The sequence below is a fragment of the Enterobacter sp. BNK-16 genome (assembly GCF_048684955.1).
GTDB lineage: Bacteria > Pseudomonadota > Gammaproteobacteria > Enterobacterales > Enterobacteriaceae > Enterobacter > Enterobacter bugandensis.
In genome coordinates, this window is the sequence record NZ_JBLQTQ010000001.1 from 1337594 (window position 1) to 1355069 (window position 17476).

16 protein-coding genes and 5 tRNA genes are annotated in these 17476 nt (G+C 53.3%); 20 read left to right on the forward strand and 1 reads right to left on the reverse strand.

Annotation, left to right across the window (positions count from 1 at the left end):
* Window positions 1-93: 93 nt before the first annotated feature.
* The 9 genes from ACMGGH_RS06430 to dppF all read left to right on the forward strand — a co-directional run bounded on the left by ACMGGH_RS06430 (window position 94) and on the right by dppF (window position 10501).
* On the forward strand, window positions 94-636 hold the full coding sequence (locus ACMGGH_RS06430) for a lipase (RefSeq protein WP_420299083.1): 543 nt from the start codon (window positions 94-96) through the stop codon (window positions 634-636).
* Window positions 637-872: 236 nt separating this feature from the next.
* Window positions 873-2075, forward strand: a complete 1203-nt coding sequence (locus ACMGGH_RS06435) for an MFS transporter (protein WP_028015089.1) — start codon at window positions 873-875, stop codon at window positions 2073-2075.
* A gap of 238 nt (window positions 2076-2313) precedes the next feature.
* Window positions 2314-4008, forward strand: coding sequence for a kdo(2)-lipid A phosphoethanolamine 7''-transferase (gene eptB / locus ACMGGH_RS06440; RefSeq protein WP_028015090.1), 1695 nt, complete (start codon window positions 2314-2316; stop codon window positions 4006-4008).
* A 91-nt stretch (window positions 4009-4099) separates the two neighbouring features.
* Window positions 4100-4176 (forward strand) — tRNA-Pro (locus ACMGGH_RS06445).
* A 620-nt stretch (window positions 4177-4796) separates the two neighbouring features.
* The gene (dppA, locus tag ACMGGH_RS06450; RefSeq protein ID WP_028015091.1) at window positions 4797-6404 is read left to right on the forward strand and encodes a dipeptide ABC transporter periplasmic-binding protein DppA; all 1608 of its coding nucleotides are present in this window, start codon (window positions 4797-4799) and stop codon (window positions 6402-6404) included.
* 161 nt (window positions 6405-6565) lie between these two features.
* Complete coding sequence (gene dppB, locus ACMGGH_RS06455) at window positions 6566-7585, forward strand: dipeptide ABC transporter permease DppB (protein WP_028015092.1); 1020 nt, start codon at window positions 6566-6568, stop codon at window positions 7583-7585.
* A 9-nt stretch (window positions 7586-7594) separates the two neighbouring features.
* Window positions 7595-8497, forward strand: a complete 903-nt coding sequence (gene dppC, locus ACMGGH_RS06460; protein WP_028015093.1) for a dipeptide ABC transporter permease DppC — start codon at window positions 7595-7597, stop codon at window positions 8495-8497.
* Window positions 8498-8507: 10 nt separating this feature from the next.
* Window positions 8508-9491 carry a dipeptide ABC transporter ATP-binding protein gene (dppD, locus tag ACMGGH_RS06465; RefSeq protein ID WP_047366955.1) on the forward strand — a complete coding sequence of 328 codons (984 nt, stop codon included), beginning with the start codon at window positions 8508-8510 and terminating at the stop codon, window positions 9489-9491.
* A complete protein-coding gene (dppF, locus tag ACMGGH_RS06470) occupies window positions 9488-10501 on the forward strand; it encodes a dipeptide ABC transporter ATP-binding subunit DppF (protein ID WP_232949177.1) in 1014 nt (337 codons plus the stop codon). Before dppD ends, dppF begins: the two co-directional genes overlap by 4 nt.
* A 44-nt stretch (window positions 10502-10545) precedes the next feature.
* Here dppF and coaA read toward each other — a convergent pair whose 3' ends face one another.
* Window positions 10546-11496, reverse strand: coding sequence for a type I pantothenate kinase (coaA, locus tag ACMGGH_RS06475; protein WP_032644951.1), 951 nt, complete (start codon window positions 11494-11496; stop codon window positions 10546-10548).
* A 317-nt stretch (window positions 11497-11813) separates the two neighbouring features.
* On the opposite strand from coaA, the gene ACMGGH_RS06480 reads away from it, so the two are divergent.
* From ACMGGH_RS06480 to rplL, 11 genes are all read left to right on the forward strand, one after another.
* A tRNA-Thr gene (locus tag ACMGGH_RS06480) sits at window positions 11814-11889 on the forward strand.
* 8 nt (window positions 11890-11897) lie between these two features.
* Window positions 11898-11982: transfer RNA gene (locus ACMGGH_RS06485), tRNA-Tyr, on the forward strand.
* Window positions 11983-12099: 117 nt separating this feature from the next.
* Window positions 12100-12174, forward strand: a tRNA-Gly gene (locus tag ACMGGH_RS06490).
* Between the two features lie 6 nt (window positions 12175-12180).
* A tRNA-Thr gene (locus ACMGGH_RS06495) sits at window positions 12181-12256 on the forward strand.
* Window positions 12257-12374: 118 nt separating this feature from the next.
* A complete protein-coding gene (gene tuf, locus ACMGGH_RS06500) occupies window positions 12375-13559 on the forward strand; it encodes an elongation factor Tu (protein ID WP_023309456.1) in 1185 nt (394 codons plus the stop codon).
* Window positions 13560-13786: 227 nt separating this feature from the next.
* Window positions 13787-14170: a preprotein translocase subunit SecE gene (gene secE, locus ACMGGH_RS06505; RefSeq protein ID WP_003862342.1), complete on the forward strand. Its 384-nt coding sequence runs from the start codon at window positions 13787-13789 to the stop codon at window positions 14168-14170.
* 1 nt (window position 14171) lies between these two features.
* Entirely contained in the window at window positions 14172-14717 is a 546-nt protein-coding gene (gene nusG, locus ACMGGH_RS06510) for a transcription termination/antitermination protein NusG (RefSeq protein ID WP_003862341.1), read from the forward strand.
* 156 nt (window positions 14718-14873) lie between these two features.
* The gene (gene rplK / locus ACMGGH_RS06515; protein ID WP_008503452.1) at window positions 14874-15302 is read left to right on the forward strand and encodes a 50S ribosomal protein L11; all 429 of its coding nucleotides are present in this window, start codon (window positions 14874-14876) and stop codon (window positions 15300-15302) included.
* 3 nt (window positions 15303-15305) lie between these two features.
* Complete coding sequence (gene rplA, locus ACMGGH_RS06520) at window positions 15306-16010, forward strand: 50S ribosomal protein L1 (RefSeq protein WP_006810530.1); 705 nt, start codon at window positions 15306-15308, stop codon at window positions 16008-16010.
* A 289-nt stretch (window positions 16011-16299) separates the two neighbouring features.
* On the forward strand, window positions 16300-16797 hold the full coding sequence (gene rplJ / locus ACMGGH_RS06525) for a 50S ribosomal protein L10 (RefSeq protein WP_003862338.1): 498 nt from the start codon (window positions 16300-16302) through the stop codon (window positions 16795-16797).
* Between the two features lie 66 nt (window positions 16798-16863).
* Window positions 16864-17229, forward strand: a complete 366-nt coding sequence (gene rplL / locus ACMGGH_RS06530) for a 50S ribosomal protein L7/L12 (protein ID WP_002445276.1) — start codon at window positions 16864-16866, stop codon at window positions 17227-17229.
* Window positions 17230-17476 lie beyond the last annotated feature (247 nt).

Genomic DNA, 17476 nt, shown 5'->3' on the forward strand with positions numbered 1-17476 from the left:
AAGAGACAATAGTTAATACAGGGCTATATGCCCCAATACCTCTTCGAACAATGACATATATCGCCGAACTCGGCTCTTTCTGGAGTCGCTTTGATGATGATAAAAAAAATCAGTGGTCGCCATGCTGCTTCTGGCCTGGTGGGCGTTTCAGCCTGCCTGCTTATATGTAACACCGCTTTTGCGTGGAAACAGGAATATATCGTTTCAGATGCACAAAGTAATACGACAGAACGCTATACATGGGACGCCGATCACCAACCTCGTTATGAAGATATTCTCGCGGAGCGTATTAACCATTCGCAGAATGCTGCGGGCTTTGCGCTGAACGACCCATCCGGTTCGGATGCGGAAACCGTTCTGAGCGTTGGCTGGAATTTTCCCGTGGCGGGGCATATCACAACCGGGCCGGTCATGGCGTGGCGCACAGATGGCACTCCACCCTCAACGGTAAATACGTTTAGTGATACAACCACCGCGCAGTCGCTTACCGAACCCCTCTGGCATGCCAGCGTGAACTCGCTGGGGTGGCGTGTTGATACCCAGTACGGCGATTTACACCCCTGGGCGAAGATCAGCTACAACCAGCAGTCGGAAGAAGAATATTTGTATACCCTGGGCTTAAGCGCCAAATTTTAGGGTTGTTACTTTTTTAAACGCTGCGGTAACATATTTAATACAATAACGGCGAGGGTTGTGGTGATAGTGGTCACTCACCTTTAAACGTTTTCTTCTCCGGCAAGGTCGTTCATTCCCGCTTCCAGGCATTTCATTCCGTTTCTCCTGCATTTCATGCCGTTTTACCCCTGGCGTTTTGGGGTTTTGTTTATCGTGTCCTCAGCGAATTTCCTTAATTTCTCTTGCAGGATACTGCCATGAACACCTCAACCTATAACCGCACGCGCTGGCTGACGCTATTCGGCACCATCATCACCCAGTTCGCACTGGGTTCGGTCTATACCTGGAGTCTGTTTAACAGCGCCTTGTCTGATAAGCTCGGCGCGCCGATAAGCCAGGTGGCATTCTCCTTCGGCTTACTGAGTCTTGGATTAGCGATTTCCTCTTCCGTGGCGGGCAAACTTCAGGAACGCTTCGGCGTGAAGCGCGTGACCATGGCCTCCGGCATTCTGCTGGGCCTGGGCTTTTTCCTGACGGCGCATTCCAGCAACCTGATGATGCTGTGGCTGAGCGCCGGCGTGCTGGTGGGGCTGGCGGACGGCGCAGGTTACCTGCTGACGCTGTCGAACTGCGTGAAGTGGTTCCCGGAGCGTAAAGGCTTAATCTCCGCGTTTGCTATCGGCTCCTATGGCCTGGGCAGCCTTGGCTTTAAATTTATCGACTCTCAACTGCTGGCGTCCGTTGGCCTCGAAAAAACGTTCATGATCTGGGGGGCTATTGTCCTGGTGATGATTCTGTTTGGCGCCACGCTGATGAAAGATGCCCCGCAGCAGGAAGTGAAATCCGTTAACGGCGTGGTGGAGAACGATTTCACCCTCGCGCAGTCCATGCGTAAACCGCAGTACTGGATGCTGGCGGTGATGTTCCTGACGGCCTGCATGAGCGGTCTGTATGTTATTGGCGTGGCGAAAGATATCGCGCAGGGGATGGTAAAACTGGATGCGGCGACGGCGGCGAATGCGGTGACGGTCATCTCCATTGCTAACCTCTCGGGTCGTCTGGTGCTCGGTATCCTGTCTGACAAAATCGCCCGCATCCGCGTGATTACGCTGGGGCAGGTCATCTCTCTGGTGGGCATGGCGGCGCTGCTGTTTGCACCGCTGAACGAGGCGACCTTCTTTGCGGCGATTGCCTGCGTCGCCTTTAACTTCGGCGGCACCATTACCGTTTTCCCGTCGCTGGTAAGCGAGTTCTTCGGCCTCAACAATCTGGCGAAAAACTACGGCGTCATTTATCTCGGCTTCGGTATCGGCAGTATCTGCGGGTCGCTGATTGCCTCGCTGTTCGGTGGCTTCTACGTAACCTTCTGCGTGATATTTGCCTTGCTGATTATCTCGCTGGCGCTGTCCACAACGATTCGTCAGCCGCAGCGCGAGGTGTATAAAGAAGCGCATGCATGATTCGATGAAAAGGGGCCTCAGGGCCTCTTTTTTTTATCTCAACATCACTTCCGGACTTGTTATTTTGTAAAAAATTTCCTCGATCACATTCTCTGCTGCCACTTTTCTTTCCCGCTGTGGTCTACTTATCGCGCTTGTAGACGTTTCTGATAACGGTTTCGCTCGCATCTACTTACTCTGTCAGCTTTCTCACTGAGATTCGGCGGGTCTTTATACCCCTTCCCCCAGGGTTGTTTGCATGAAATATATTAGGTCTCTTACCCAGCAAAGATTGTGTCTGATGCTGGCTGTCTATATCGGTTTGTTTCTGAATGGCGCGGTACTGTTCAGACGTGTGGAAGGTTATTTCGAACACCTCAGCGTAAGAAATGGAATTTTTGCCGTCATTGAAGTGTTTGGCTCTATCCTGGCAACCTTCTTCCTGTTACGCCTGCTCTCACTTTTTGGCCGACGTACATGGCAAATTCTGGCCTCGCTGGTGGTGATTATCTCTGCCGCCGCAAGCTATTACATGACATTCATGAACGTGGTCATTGGCTACGGTATTGTCGCCTCGGTGATGACCACGGACATCGACCTCTCGAAAGAGGTGGTGGGTCAAGGGTTCATCATATGGACGATTTTGACCTGCCTGATCCCGCTCTTCTTTATCTGGAGTAATACCTGCCGTTATACCCTGTTACGCCAGCTGCGTACCCGGGGACAGCGTATCCGCAACGTCGCCGTCGTTCTGCTGGCGGGCCTGCTGGTGTGGGCGCCGATTCGCCTGATGGAAAAACAGCAAAAACGGATCGAAAAAGCGACGGGCGTGGATATGCCGAGCTATGGCGGCGTGGTGGCTAACTCGTATCTGCCGTCCAACTGGCTGTCCGCGTTAGGTCTTTACGCCTGGGCACAGGCGGACGAATCCAGCGATGTGAAATCGCTGATTAACCCGACCAAAAAGTTCACCTACCAGGCGCCGGCTGACGGGCTGGATGATACTTACGTAGTCTTTGTCATCGGTGAAACGACGCGCTGGGATCATATGGGTATCCTCGGTTATGACCGCGATACCACGCCGAAACTGGCGCAGGAGAAGAATCTGGTGGCTTACCGCGGCTATTCCTGCGATACCGCCACGAAGCTCTCGTTGCGCTGTATGTTTGTGCGTGAAGGCGGGGCGAGCGATAACCCGCAACGTACGCTGAAAGAACAAAACGTCTTTGCCGTGCTGAAGCAGCTTGGATTTAGCTCCGATCTGTTCGCCATGCAAAGTGAGATGTGGTTCTACACCAACACGCTGGCAGATAACATCGCGTATCGTGAGCAGATAGGTGCCGAGCCTCGCAACCGCGGGAAAAACGTGGACGACATGCTGCTGCTTGAGGAGATGTCCCAGTCTCTGAAGAATCACCCGCAGGGCAAACATCTCGTCATTCTGCATACCAAAGGGTCGCATTACAGTTATTACCAGCGTTACACGCGCGATTTCGCGAAATGGCAGCCTGAGTGCGTAGGCATTAATAAAGACTGCAGCAAGCAGGAGCTGATCAACGCCTACGATAACTCCGTTCTGTATGTGGATACGTTCCTGAGCCGCGTGATTGACCAGTTGCGTGATAAAAAAGCGATTGTTATCTACGCCGCAGACCACGGTGAGTCCATTAATGAGAAAGAGCACCTGCACGGTACGCCGCGCAAGCTGGCACCGCCGGAGCAGTTCCGCGTGCCGATGATCATGTGGATGTCGGATAAGTATCTTGAAAATCCGGAGAAAGCGAAGATGTTTGCTCAGCTTAAGAAAGAGGCGGAAATGAAGGTGCCGCGCCGTCACGTTGAGCTGTACGACACCATTATGGGTTGCCTCGGCTATACCTCACCGAACGGTGGGATTAACGAAAACAACAACTGGTGTAAACTCCCTGATAACACCGCAAAAGCCGCGCAGTAGCTGCTCTGGCGAGAATATCGCCAGTTGAATGGCTTTTTGAAAATAAGGGATTGACGGGGGCGCACCTCAGCAGTAAGATGCGCTCCGCATTCGGCGAGTAGCGCAGCTTGGTAGCGCAACTGGTTTGGGACCAGTGGGTCGGAGGTTCGAATCCTCTCTCGCCGACCACATTCTGAAAAGGGCTAACCGCAAGGTTAGCCCTTTTTGCATTAACGGCTTACTCATCCAGATTCAGTAAAATGCCCCTTATCCCCGCTTCTTCCTGCCTGTTAACGATTTTGTGACATAATCCATTGTATTTTTTTATATATAGATTGATCTTTTTTCGCGTTGCTTATGGATAACCTCAGCATTTTTCGCTGTGCGTTTTAACGTTCGCGGTATTTAGTGCTCAGATAATCACCATTCTGCAAGAAAATTTACCCATTCTGAATAAAAGTTAATCACTGATTGTTGCGAAATATGAAGATATTTGTGCTGCAAGTTGGCGAGTAGCATAAATTTCCCTGCTGAAAACTGGCGTTCAGGGTTTTTTTAATCTTTGTTTGCGGTTTCTCACACTCGGCGCAAATCCCCGTCACCTGTATTGACGTTTTCACATTCTGTTGACAGATTGTAGGGCATGAGGGGCATTTCAGGGACGATCTGCGCTGCAACTCAAACGCTCTTCTGAAAGGATTCTCCATCCCTTTAACGCCTTCGGGCACCTCCGACCGGACCGGGTAAAAAATAAATAAAGGTCTGGCGGCGTAACACAACAAAGCAAAACATCACATTGGAGCAGAATAATGAGTATTTCCTTGAAGAAGTCAGGGATGCTGAAGCTTGGTCTGAGCCTGGTGGCTATGACCGTGGCAGCAAGCGTACAGGCAAAAACCCTGGTTTACTGTTCTGAAGGCTCGCCGGAAGGCTTTAACCCACAGCTCTTTACCTCTGGTACAACTTACGACGCAAGCTCTGTACCGATCTATAACCGTCTGGTTGAATTCAAAACCGGCACCACGGAAGTGATTCCGGGTCTGGCCGAGAAGTGGGATATCAGCGAAGACGGCAAAACCTATACCTTCCACCTGCGCCAGGGCGTGAAGTGGCAGGACAGCAAAGAATTCAAACCAACGCGCGACTTTAACGCCGACGACGTTGTGTTCTCCTTCGACCGTCAGAAAAACGCCCAGAACCCGTACCACAAAGTGTCTGGCGGCAGCTACGAATACTTCGAAGGGATGGGTCTGCCGGACCTGATCGCCGAAGTGAAAAAAGTAGACGATAAAACCGTTCAGTTCGTGCTGACCCGTCCGGAAGCGCCATTCCTGGCTGACCTGGCCATGGACTTCGCCTCTATTCTCTCTAAAGAGTATGCGGACAACATGCTGAAAGCCGGCACGCCGGAAAAAGTGGACCTGAACCCAATCGGTACCGGCCCGTTCCAGCTGCTGCAGTACCAGAAAGACTCCCGTATTCTGTATAAAGCCTTCCCGGGCTACTGGGGCACCAAGCCGCAGATCGACCGTCTGGTCTTCTCCATCACGCCTGACGCATCCGTGCGTTACGCTAAACTGCAGAAAAACGAATGCCAGGTGATGCCGTACCCGAACCCGGCAGACATCGCGCGCATGAAGCAGGACAAGAACATCAACCTGATGGAGCAGGCGGGCCTGAACGTGGGCTATCTCTCCTTCAACACCGAGAAGAAACCGTTTGATGACGTGAAAGTACGTCAGGCGCTGACCTACGCGGTGAACAAAGAAGCGATCATCAAGGCCGTTTACCAGGGCGCGGGCGTTGCTGCCAAGAACCTGATCCCACCAACCATGTGGGGCTATAACGACGACGTTAAGGACTACAGTTACGATCCTGAGAAAGCGAAAGCGCTGCTGAAAGAAGCGGGCCAGGACAAAGGCTTTACCGTCGAGCTGTGGGCGATGCCGGTACAGCGTCCGTACAACCCGAACGCACGCCGTATGGCGGAAATGGTCCAGGCTGACTGGGCGAAAATTGGCGTTCAGGCCAAGATTGTGACCTACGAGTGGGGCGAGTATCTGAAGCGCGCCAAAGCGGGTGAGCACCAGGCGGTAATGATGGGCTGGACCGGTGACAACGGGGATCCGGACAACTTCTTCGCCACCCTGTTCAGCTGTGCGGCAGCGAAAGACGGCTCTAACTACTCTCGCTGGTGCTACAAGCCGTTTGAAGACCTGATCCAGCCGGCGCGTGCGACTGACGATCACAACAAACGTATTGAACTCTACAAGCAGGCTCAGGTTGTTATGCACGATCAGGCTCCGGCACTGATTGTTGCTCACTCCACCGTGTATGAGCCAGTGCGTAAAGAAGTGAAGGGCTACGTGGTTGATCCACTGGGCAAACACCACTTCGAAAACGTATCGGTTGAATAATAAGTAGGGTGTTCTCCCTCTCCCTGTGGGAGAGGGCAGGGGTGAGGGTCGTGCATGCATCCCCTCACCCTAACCCTCTCCCACAGGGAGAGGGAATTTACATTTGTGAGCAATACAGACGTCACGCCACTGGCCGTGCGTCATCAGAGAGAATCCGGGTTATGTTGCAGTTCATCCTCCGACGTCTGGGACTTGTTATCCCGACGTTTATCGGTATCACCCTTCTCACTTTTGCCTTCGTCCATATGATCCCCGGCGACCCGGTAATGATTATGGCGGGCGAGCGTGGTATCTCCCCTGAACGTCATGCGCAGCTGCTGGCTGAACTCGGCCTCGATAAGCCGATGTGGCAGCAGTACCTCCACTATATCTGGGGCGTGATGCACGGTGACTTAGGGATTTCGTTAAAAAGCCGTCTTCCGGTGTGGGACGAGTTCGTGCCGCGTTTTAAAGCGACGCTGGAGCTTGGCATCTGCGCCATGATTTTCGCCACTGCGGTGGGTATTCCTGTTGGGGTACTGGCTGCCGTTAAGCGTGGCTCTATTTTCGACCATACCGCCGTGGGTCTGGCGCTGACCGGTTACTCCATGCCTATCTTCTGGTGGGGCATGATGTTGATCATGCTGGTCTCGGTGCAATTGAACCTGACGCCGGTCTCCGGACGCGTCAGCGATATGGTCTTCCTTGATGATACCAATCCGTTAACCGGCTTTATGCTGATCGACACGGCCATCTGGGGCGAGGAGGGCAACTTCATTGATGCCGTTGCGCACATGATCCTGCCTGCTATGGTGCTGGGCACCATTCCTCTTGCGGTGATCGTGCGTATGACCCGTTCCTCCATGCTGGAAGTGCTGGGTGAAGATTACATCCGTACCGCGCGCGCCAAAGGTTTAACCCGCATGCGCGTCATCATCGTCCACGCGCTGCGTAACGCCATGCTGCCGGTGGTGACCGTTATCGGCCTCCAGGTGGGTACGCTGCTGGCGGGGGCGATCCTGACGGAAACCATCTTCTCCTGGCCGGGCCTCGGACGCTGGCTGATTGATGCGCTGCAACGCCGTGACTATCCGGTGGTGCAGGGTGGGGTGCTGCTGGTCGCGACGATGATTATCCTCGTCAACCTGCTGGTCGATTTGCTGTACGGCGTGGTGAACCCGCGTATTCGTCATAAGAAGTAAGGGGCCATCATGTCACAGGTTTCTGAAAACAAAGCTGTTGCTGCACCGGTTCCAATGACGCCGCTGCAGGAGTTCTGGCACTACTTCAAGCGCAATAAAGGCGCGGTAGTCGGGCTGGTGTATGTCGCTATCATGATCCTGATTGCGGTGTTTGCGAACTTTCTGGCGCCATATAACCCGGCGGATCAGTTCCGCGATGCGCTGCTGGCACCTCCTGCCTGGCAGGACGGCGGTAGTCTGGCGCACCTGCTGGGTACCGATGATGTGGGCCGCGATGTGCTGTCGCGTCTGATGTACGGCGCGCGTTTGTCGCTGCTGGTTGGCTGTCTGGTGGTGGTGCTCTCCCTGATTATGGGGATCATCCTCGGCCTGGTTGCCGGTTACTTCGGCGGCATCGTTGATAACATCATTATGCGTATCGTCGACATCATGCTGGCGCTGCCAAGCCTGCTGCTGGCTCTGGTGCTGGTGGCGATCTTCGGCCCGTCGATCGGTAACGCCGCCCTGGCGCTGACCTTCGTGGCGCTTCCTCACTACGTGCGTTTAACCCGTGCGGCGGTGCTGGTGGAAGTGAACCGCGACTACGTCACCGCCTCTCGCGTGGCGGGTGCCGGTGCGATGCGCCAGATGTTCGTTAATATCTTCCCTAACTGCCTTGCGCCGCTGATCGTTCAGGCGTCGCTCGGTTTCTCTAACGCCATTCTTGATATGGCCGCTCTTGGCTTCCTGGGCATGGGTGCTCAGCCGCCAACACCGGAGTGGGGCACCATGCTCTCCGACGTGTTGCAGTTCGCACAAAGCGCCTGGTGGGTTGTCACCTTCCCGGGTCTGGCAATCCTGCTGACGGTGCTGGCATTTAACCTGATGGGTGATGGCCTGCGTGATGCGCTTGATCCCAAACTGAAGCAGTAAGAGGCACGAGATGGCGTTATTAAATGTAGATAAATTATCGGTGCACTTCGGCGACGAAGGCACCCCGTTTCGCGCCGTGGACCGCATCAGCTACAGCGTCAATCAGGGCGAAGTGGTTGGTATCGTCGGGGAGTCCGGTTCCGGTAAGTCGGTGAGTTCACTGGCAATCATGGGGCTGATTGATTACCCGGGCCGCGTGATGGCGGAAAACCTGCAGTTCAACGGTCAGGACCTGAAGCGCATTTCTGAGAAACAGCGCCGCCAGCTGGTGGGCGCCGAAGTGGCGATGATTTTCCAGGACCCGATGACCAGCCTGAATCCGTGCTACACGGTCGGCTTCCAGATTATGGAAGCGATTAAGGTGCACCAGGGTGGTAACAAGAAAACCCGTCGCCAGCGCGCGATCGACCTGCTGAACCAGGTGGGTATTCCTGATCCGGCATCGCGGCTGGACGTATACCCGCACCAGCTTTCCGGTGGGATGAGCCAGCGCGTGATGATCGCCATGGCGATTGCCTGTCGACCAAAGCTGCTGATTGCGGATGAGCCGACAACGGCGCTGGATGTGACCATTCAGGCGCAAATCATCGAGCTGCTGCTGGAGTTGCAGCAGAAAGAGAACATGGCGCTGGTGCTGATTACGCACGATCTGGCGCTGGTGGCCGAAGCGGCACACAAGATCATCGTGATGTACGCGGGCCAGGTGGTTGAGACCGGAAATTCGCACGATATCTTCCGCGCGCCACGTCACCCTTATACCCAGGCACTGCTGCGCGCGCTGCCGGAGTTTGCTCAGGACAAAGCGCGTCTGGCGTCGCTGCCGGGCGTGGTTCCGGGCAAATACGACCGTCCGCAGGGCTGTCTGCTTAATCCGCGCTGCCCGTATGCCACGGACAAATGCCGCGTTGAGGAGCCAGAGCTGAATCAGCTGGCCGACGGTCGACAGTCAAAATGCCACTACCCACTCGATGATGCCGGGAGGCCAACACTATGAGTACGCAACAGGCCACCACGCAACAACCGCTGTTGCAGGCCATCGACCTGAAAAAACACTACCCGGTGAAAAAGGGGATTTTTGCCCCTGAGCGCCTGGTGAAAGCGCTGGACGGCGTCTCCTTTAACCTCGAACGCGGTAAAACGCTGGCGGTGGTGGGGGAGTCAGGCTGCGGGAAATCGACGCTGGGCCGTCTGCTGACGATGATTGAAGTCCCGACCGGCGGTGAGCTTTATTATCAGGGCCAGGATCTGCTCAAGCACGATCCGCAGGCGCAGAAGCTGCGCCGCCAGAAAATCCAGATTGTGTTCCAGAATCCGTACGGTTCTTTGAACCCGCGTAAAAAAGTGGGACAGATCCTGGAAGAGCCCCTGCTGATTAACAGCAATCTGAGCAAAGAGCAGCGCCGTGAAAAAGCGCTGGCGATGATGGCGAAGGTCGGCCTCAAAACCGAGCATTACGACCGCTACCCGCATATGTTCTCCGGCGGCCAGCGTCAGCGTATCGCCATCGCCCGCGGGCTGATGCTCGATCCGGATGTGGTGATTGCCGATGAGCCGGTGTCGGCGCTCGACGTGTCCGTGCGCGCGCAGGTGCTGAACCTGATGATGGATCTCCAGCAGGATCTGGGGCTGTCTTATGTGTTCATCTCTCACGACCTGTCGGTGGTAGAGCATATTGCCGATGAAGTGATGGTGATGTATCTGGGGCGCTGCGTGGAGAAGGGGACCAAAGAGCAGATCTTTAGTAATCCTCGTCATCCGTACACCCAGGCGCTGCTGTCTGCGACGCCGCGTCTGAACCCGGACGATCGTCGCGAGCGCATTAAGCTGATGGGTGAACTGCCAAGTCCGCTGAATCCGCCGCCGGGGTGTGCCTTCAACGCGCGCTGCAGCCGCCGCTTTGGCCCGTGCACCCAGCTTCAGCCGCAGCTGAAGGATTATGGCGGTCAGCTGGTCGCCTGCTTTGCGGTCGATCAGGATGAAAATGGCGAGAAGCCGCACGCATAACGAAAAAAAACCGGCGCTAAGCCGGTTTTTTTATGTCTGCCTGACTATTTTCGCAGGCGAATCTGGTCGACGGCGTGCTTCTCGCTCTTGGTGAGGATCAGGCTCGCACGCTCGCGCGTCGGGAGGATGTTCTCTTTGAGGTTCACGTAGTTGATCTCATTCCACAGCCCTCTGGCCACATTAATCGCCTCTTCTTCAGAAAGCTGGGCGTAGTGGTGGAAATAGGAGTCCGGGTCGGTGAATGCCCCTTCGCGGAACTTCAGGAAGCGGTTGATATACCAGTTCTGCAGCAGATCTTCCGGCGCATCAACATAAATAGAGAAATCGACGAAATCCGAAACGAACACATGATGCGGGTCATGAGGATAGTCCATGCCGCTTTGCAGCACGTTCAAACCTTCAAGGATCAGAATATCCGGCTGGACTACCGTTTTATCCCCATCCGGGATGCGGTCGTAAATCAGGTGTGAATAGACCGGCGCCGTGACGTGCGGCACGCCAGATTTCAGGTCAGAGACAAATTTTACCAGACGGTGCATATCATAAGAGAGCGGGAAGCCCTTCTTCTTCATCAGCCCGCGTTCTTTTAAGACCTCGTTCGGGTGCAGGAAGCCGTCGGTGGTGATCAACTCAACGCTGCGGTGTTCCGGCCAGCGGCTCAGCAGCGCCTGCAGCACGCGTGCGGTAGTGCTTTTACCCACGGCCACGCTGCCCGCAATACTAATGATATAAGGAATGCGCTGACCATTGGTTCCGAGGAACTGCTCCAGCACCGCCTGACGGCGCAGGTTGGAGCTGATATAGAAGTTAAGCAAGCGAGAGAGGGGGAGATAAATTTCTGCCACCTCTTCCAGGGACAGATCTTCGTTTATCCCTTTTAACCGTGCGATTTCACCTTCCGTCAGCGTCATAGGGACGGAATCACGCAGGGCAGCCCACTGGCTGCGGTTAAAGTGAAGATAAGGCGTCATTAACGTTTGCTCTTTTTTGCTCATAGGCATGCTTCAGTGAGCCAGCGCTATGCTGCCGGGACGTGGCTCATCACACAGTTAATTTTGGACAATGGGCAGGAGGTTAACACCAGATGGCGGGAATAATAAGAAAAAAGATGGAAAGCGCTGCGTTACGCGGAAGCCGTCACGCTACGGTGTATGCGATGTAAATCATGCCTGTATGTTGATTATTTGACCCGGAATGGCTACTTTTACATCGCTTAGCGCTGCGTTCGCATAAAATGTGAGCGAAAGAACGTTTTATGCAAATTTTTAGTTGCATGACCGCGCAGGTATCCATAGAATGCGCGCTACTTGATGCCGACTTAGCTCAGTAGGTAGAGCAACTGACTTGTAATCAGTAGGTCACCAGTTCGATTCCGGTAGTCGGCACCATCAAGTCCGGTGGGGTTCCCGAGCGGCCAAAGGGAGCAGACTGTAAATCTGCCGTCACAGACTTCGAAGGTTCGAATCCTTCCCCCACCACCACTTTCTGGCAGCGTAAATGCCGCCGGAGCTGGTTGGAAAAATTAGCCAGCTCAAACTGAAAAAGAGAGAAATCTCTTTTTTTGTTACAGAAAGAACTGGGTAGCCGAGTTTCAGGATGCGGGCATCGTATAATGGCTATTACCTCAGCCTTCCAAGCTGATGATGCGGGTTCGATTCCCGCTGCCCGCTCCAATACGTGCTGATATGGCTCAGTTGGTAGAGCGCACCCTTGGTAAGGGTGAGGTCCCCAGTTCGACTCTGGGTATCAGCACCACTTCACTTCTCCTTCCCGTTTCTCTCTGTTTCAATTTTACTGTATTCAACAATTCAGGCATTTCGCCTGGTTGATGTGGTGATATCACCGATTTATCCGTGTCTTAGAGGGACAATCGATGTCTAAAGAAAAGTTTGAACGTACAAAACCGCACGTTAACGTCGGTACTATCGGCCACGTTGACCATGGTAAAACAACGCTGACCGCTGCAATCACTACCGTTCTGGCTAAAACCTACGGTGGTTCTGCTCGTGCTTTCGACCAGATCGATAACGCACCAGAAGAAAAAGCTCGTGGTATCACCATCAACACCTCTCACGTTGAGTACGACACCCCGACTCGCCACTACGCACACGTAGACTGCCCAGGCCACGCCGACTATGTTAAAAACATGATCACCGGTGCTGCGCAGATGGACGGCGCGATCCTGGTTGTTGCTGCGACTGACGGCCCAATGCCTCAGACTCGTGAGCACATCCTGCTGGGTCGTCAGGTAGGCGTTCCTTTCATCATCGTGTTCCTGAACAAATGCGACATGGTTGATGACGAAGAGCTGCTGGAACTGGTAGAGATGGAAGTTCGTGAACTGCTGTCTCAGTACGATTTCCCGGGCGACGACACTCCAATCGTTCGTGGTTCCGCGCTGAAAGCGCTGGAAGGCGACGCTGAGTGGGAAGCGAAAATCATCGAACTGGCTGGCTTCCTGGATTCTTACATCCCAGAACCAGAGCGTGCGATTGACAAGCCATTCCTGCTGCCAATCGAAGACGTATTCTCCATCTCCGGTCGTGGTACCGTTGTTACCGGTCGTGTAGAGCGCGGTATCATCAAAGTTGGTGAAGAAGTTGAAATCGTTGGTATCAAAGAGACTGCGAAGTCTACCTGTACTGGCGTTGAAATGTTCCGCAAACTGCTGGACGAAGGCCGTGCTGGTGAGAACGTTGGTGTTCTGCTGCGTGGTATCAAACGTGAAGAAATCGAACGTGGTCAGGTTCTGGCGAAGCCAGGCTCAATCAAGCCACACACCAAGTTCGAATCTGAAGTGTACATTCTGTCCAAAGACGAAGGCGGCCGTCATACTCCGTTCTTCAAAGGCTACCGTCCACAGTTCTACTTCCGTACAACTGACGTGACCGGTACCATCGAACTGCCAGAAGGCGTAGAGATGGTAATGCCAGGCGACAACATCAAGATGGTTGTGACTCTGATCCACCCAATCGCGATGGACGACGGTCTGCGTTTCGCAATCCGTGAAGGCGGCCGTACCGTTGGCGCGGGCGTTGTTGCTAAAGTTCTCGGCTAATCGCTGATAACATTTGACGCAATGCGCAATAAAAGGGCATCATTTGATGCCCTTTTTGCACGCTTTCACATCAGAACCTGGCTCATCAGTGATTAATTTTGTCATAATCATTGCTGAGACAGGCTCTGCGGAGAGCGTATAATACGAAAAGCGAATAGCATTTCGATTGGTTTGCCTCGCACTCGCGGGGTGAAAATGTTTGTAGAATACTTCTGACAGGTTGGTTTATGAGTGCGAATACCGAAGCTCAAGGGAGCGGGCGCGGCCTGGAAGCGATGAAATGGGTAGTTGTAGCCGTGCTGCTGATTGTGGCGATTGTCGGCAACTATCTTTATCGTGACATGATGCTGCCGCTACGCGCGCTTGCAGTGGTAATTCTGATTGCTGCGGCGGGTGGTGTCGCGCTGTTGACGACAAAAGGCAAAGCGACCGTTGCGTTTGCCCGCGAAGCGCGTACCGAAGTCCGCAAGGTCATTTGGCCGACTCGCCAGGAAACATTGCACACCACGCTGATCGTAGCGGCGGTTACCGCTGTAATGTCACTGATCCTGTGGGGACTGGATGGTATTCTGGTTCGCCTGGTATCCTTTATCACTGGCCTGAGGTTCTGAGATGTCTGAAGCCCCTAAAAAGCGCTGGTACGTCGTTCAGGCGTTTTCCGGTTTTGAAGGCCGCGTAGCAACGTCGCTGCGTGAGCATATCAAATTACACAACATGGAAGAGTTGTTTGGCGAAGTTATGGTTCCGACCGAAGAAGTGGTTGAGATCCGTGGCGGCCAGCGTCGCAAAAGCGAGCGCAAATTCTTCCCGGGTTACGTGCTGGTTCAGATGGTTATGAACGACGCGAGCTGGCACCTGGTGCGCAGCGTGCCGCGTGTGATGGGCTTTATCGGCGGCACGTCTGACCGTCCGGCGCCAATCAGCGACAAAGAAGTTGATGCGATTATGAACCGCCTGCAGCAGGTGGGTGATAAGCCGCGTCCGAAAACGCTGTTTGAACCGGGTGAAATGGTTCGTGTTAATGACGGTCCGTTTGCTGACTTTAATGGCGTGGTTGAAGAAGTGGACTATGAGAAGTCCCGCCTGAAAGTTTCTGTTTCTATCTTCGGTCGTGCGACCCCGGTAGAGCTGGACTTTGCCCAGGTAGAAAAAGCCTAAGCAGCGATCAAAAAAGCGACGATTTAATCGTTGCACAAGGCGCGGGATTGGAATACAATTTCGCGCCTTTTGTTTTTATGGGTCCCGGCCCGTAAAACGAATTTTATTCACGGGGAGCCTCCCTGAGGCGCTATTACCCAATCAGAGGATTTTAGAATGGCTAAGAAAGTACAAGCCTACGTCAAGCTGCAGGTTGCAGCTGGTATGGCGAACCCAAGTCCACCAGTTGGTCCAGCTCTGGGTCAGCAGGGTGTGAACATCATGGAATTCTGTAAAGCGTTCAACGCAAAAACTGAATCCCTGGAAAAAGGTCTGCCAATCCCAGTCGTAATCACTGTTTACGCTGACCGTTCTTTCACTTTCGTTACCAAAACCCCTCCAGCAGCAGTTCTGCTGAAGAAAGCGGCTGGTATCAAGTCTGGTTCCGGTAAACCGAACAAAGACAAAGTGGGTAAAATTTCCCGCGCTCAGCTGCAGGAAATCGCGCAGACCAAAGCTGCCGACATGACTGGTGCCGACATTGAAGCGATGACTCGCTCCATCGAAGGTACTGCACGTTCCATGGGCCTGGTAGTGGAGGACTAAGAAATGGCTAAACTGACCAAGCGCATGTCCGTGATCCGTGACAAAGTTGATGCGACCAAACAGTACGACATCAACGAAGCTATTGCTCTGCTGAAAGAACTGGCGACTGCTAAGTTCGTTGAAAGCGTTGACGTTGCCGTTAACCTGGGCATCGATGCTCGTAAATCCGATCAGAACGTTCGTGGCGCAACTGTACTGCCACACGGTACTGGCCGTTCCGTTCGCGTAGCTGTATTTGCTCAGGGTGCAAACGCTGAAGCTGCTAAAGCTGCCGGCGCTGAACTGGTAGGTATGGAAGATCTGGCTGATCAGATCAAGAAAGGCGAAATGAACTTTGACGTTGTTATTGCTTCTCCAGATGCAATGCGCGTTGTTGGCCAGCTGGGCCAGGTTCTGGGTCCACGCGGCCTGATGCCAAACCCGAAAGTGGGTACTGTAACTCCTAACGTTGCTGAAGCGGTTAAGAACGCTAAAGCAGGTCAGGTTCGTTACCGTAACGACAAAAACGGCATCATCCACACCACCATCGGTAAAGTGGACTTTGACGCTGACAAACTGAAAGAAAACCTGGAAGCTCTGCTGGTTGCGCTGAAAAAAGCTAAACCAACTCAGGCGAAAGGCGTGTACATCAAGAAAGTTAGCATCTCCACCACCATGGGTGCAGGTGTTGCAGTTGACCAGGCTGGCCTGAGCGCTGCTGCAAACTAATGCCTTTACGTGGGCGGTGATTTTGTCTACAATCTTACCCCCACGTTTGCTAACGAAAGTTAGCGGCTAAAAGATTTGTTCGTTGGAGCCTGGCCTATCCAGGCCTCCGTCGAAGACCGCAGGTGTTTCGCAAGAAACTTAATCCCCTGCGTAGACGGTGACAGAACGCTAAGATTATTTTTAATACTCTGGCTTGTTTCTGCTCACCGTATTAAGACGCTCTTCCCGTTGGGTTGAGTGAAGTGAGTTCCGGAACATGAGTTCCGGCAAACATCCAGGAGCAAAGCTAATGGCTTTAAATCTTCAAGACAAACAAGCGATTGTTGCTGAAGTCAGCGAAGTAGCCAAAGGCGCGCTGTCTGCAGTAGTTGCGGATTCCCGTGGCGTTACTGTAGACAAAATGACTGAACTGCGTAAAGCAGGTCGTGAAGCTGGCGTATACATGCGTGTTGTTCGTAACACCCTGCTGCGTCGCGTAGTTGAAGGTACTCAGTTCGAGTGCCTGAAAGACACGTTTGTTGGTCCGACCCTGATTGCATACTCTATGGAACACCCGGGCGCTGCTGCTCGTCTGTTCAAAGAGTTCGCGAAAGCGAATGCAAAATTTGAGGTCAAAGCTGCAGCCTTTGAAGGTGAGTTGATCCCGGCATCGCAAATCGATCGCCTGGCAACCCTGCCGACCTACGAAGAAGCAATTGCACGCCTGATGGCAACCATGAAAGAAGCTGCGGCTGGCAAACTGGTTCGCACTCTGGCTGCTGTACGCGATGCGAAAGAAGCTGCTTAATCGCAGTTATCTTTATAAAGCATTTGCTTACGTATAAACTTATTCTGATTTTCAGGAACAATTTAAATGTCTATCACTAAAGATCAAATCATTGAAGCAGTTGCAGCTATGTCCGTAATGGACGTTGTAGAGCTGGTATCTGCAATGGAAGAAAAATTCGGTGTTTCTGCTGCTGCTGCTGTAGCTGTAGCTGCTGGCCCGGCTGAAGCTGCTGAAGAAAAAACTGAATTCGACGTAATTCTGAAAGCTGCTGGCGCGAACAAAGTTGCTGTTATCAAAGCAGTACGTGGCGCAACTGGCCTGGGTCTGAAAGAAGCTAAAGACCTGGTAGAATCTGCTCCAGCTGCGCTGAAAGAAGGCGTGAGCAAAGACGACGCAGAAGCACTGAAAAAATCTCTGGAAGAAGCTGGCGCTGAAGTTGAAGTTAAATAAGCCAACTTTTCTGGTTGCAGCCTAAGCAATTAGGCTGATGGCTGGTGACTTTTTAGTCACCAGCCTTTTTGCGCTGTAAGGCATCAGTAGCATTTCACACTGTTTGACTGCTGATTGTCCTGACAATGCTTGTTTCTATCGACGACTTAATATACTGCGACAGGGTGCTCGCTCTGTGTAAATCGCAATGAAATGGTTTAAGCGTGATAGCAACAGGTATTGCGGAAAGTATTCAATTTTCCGGTCC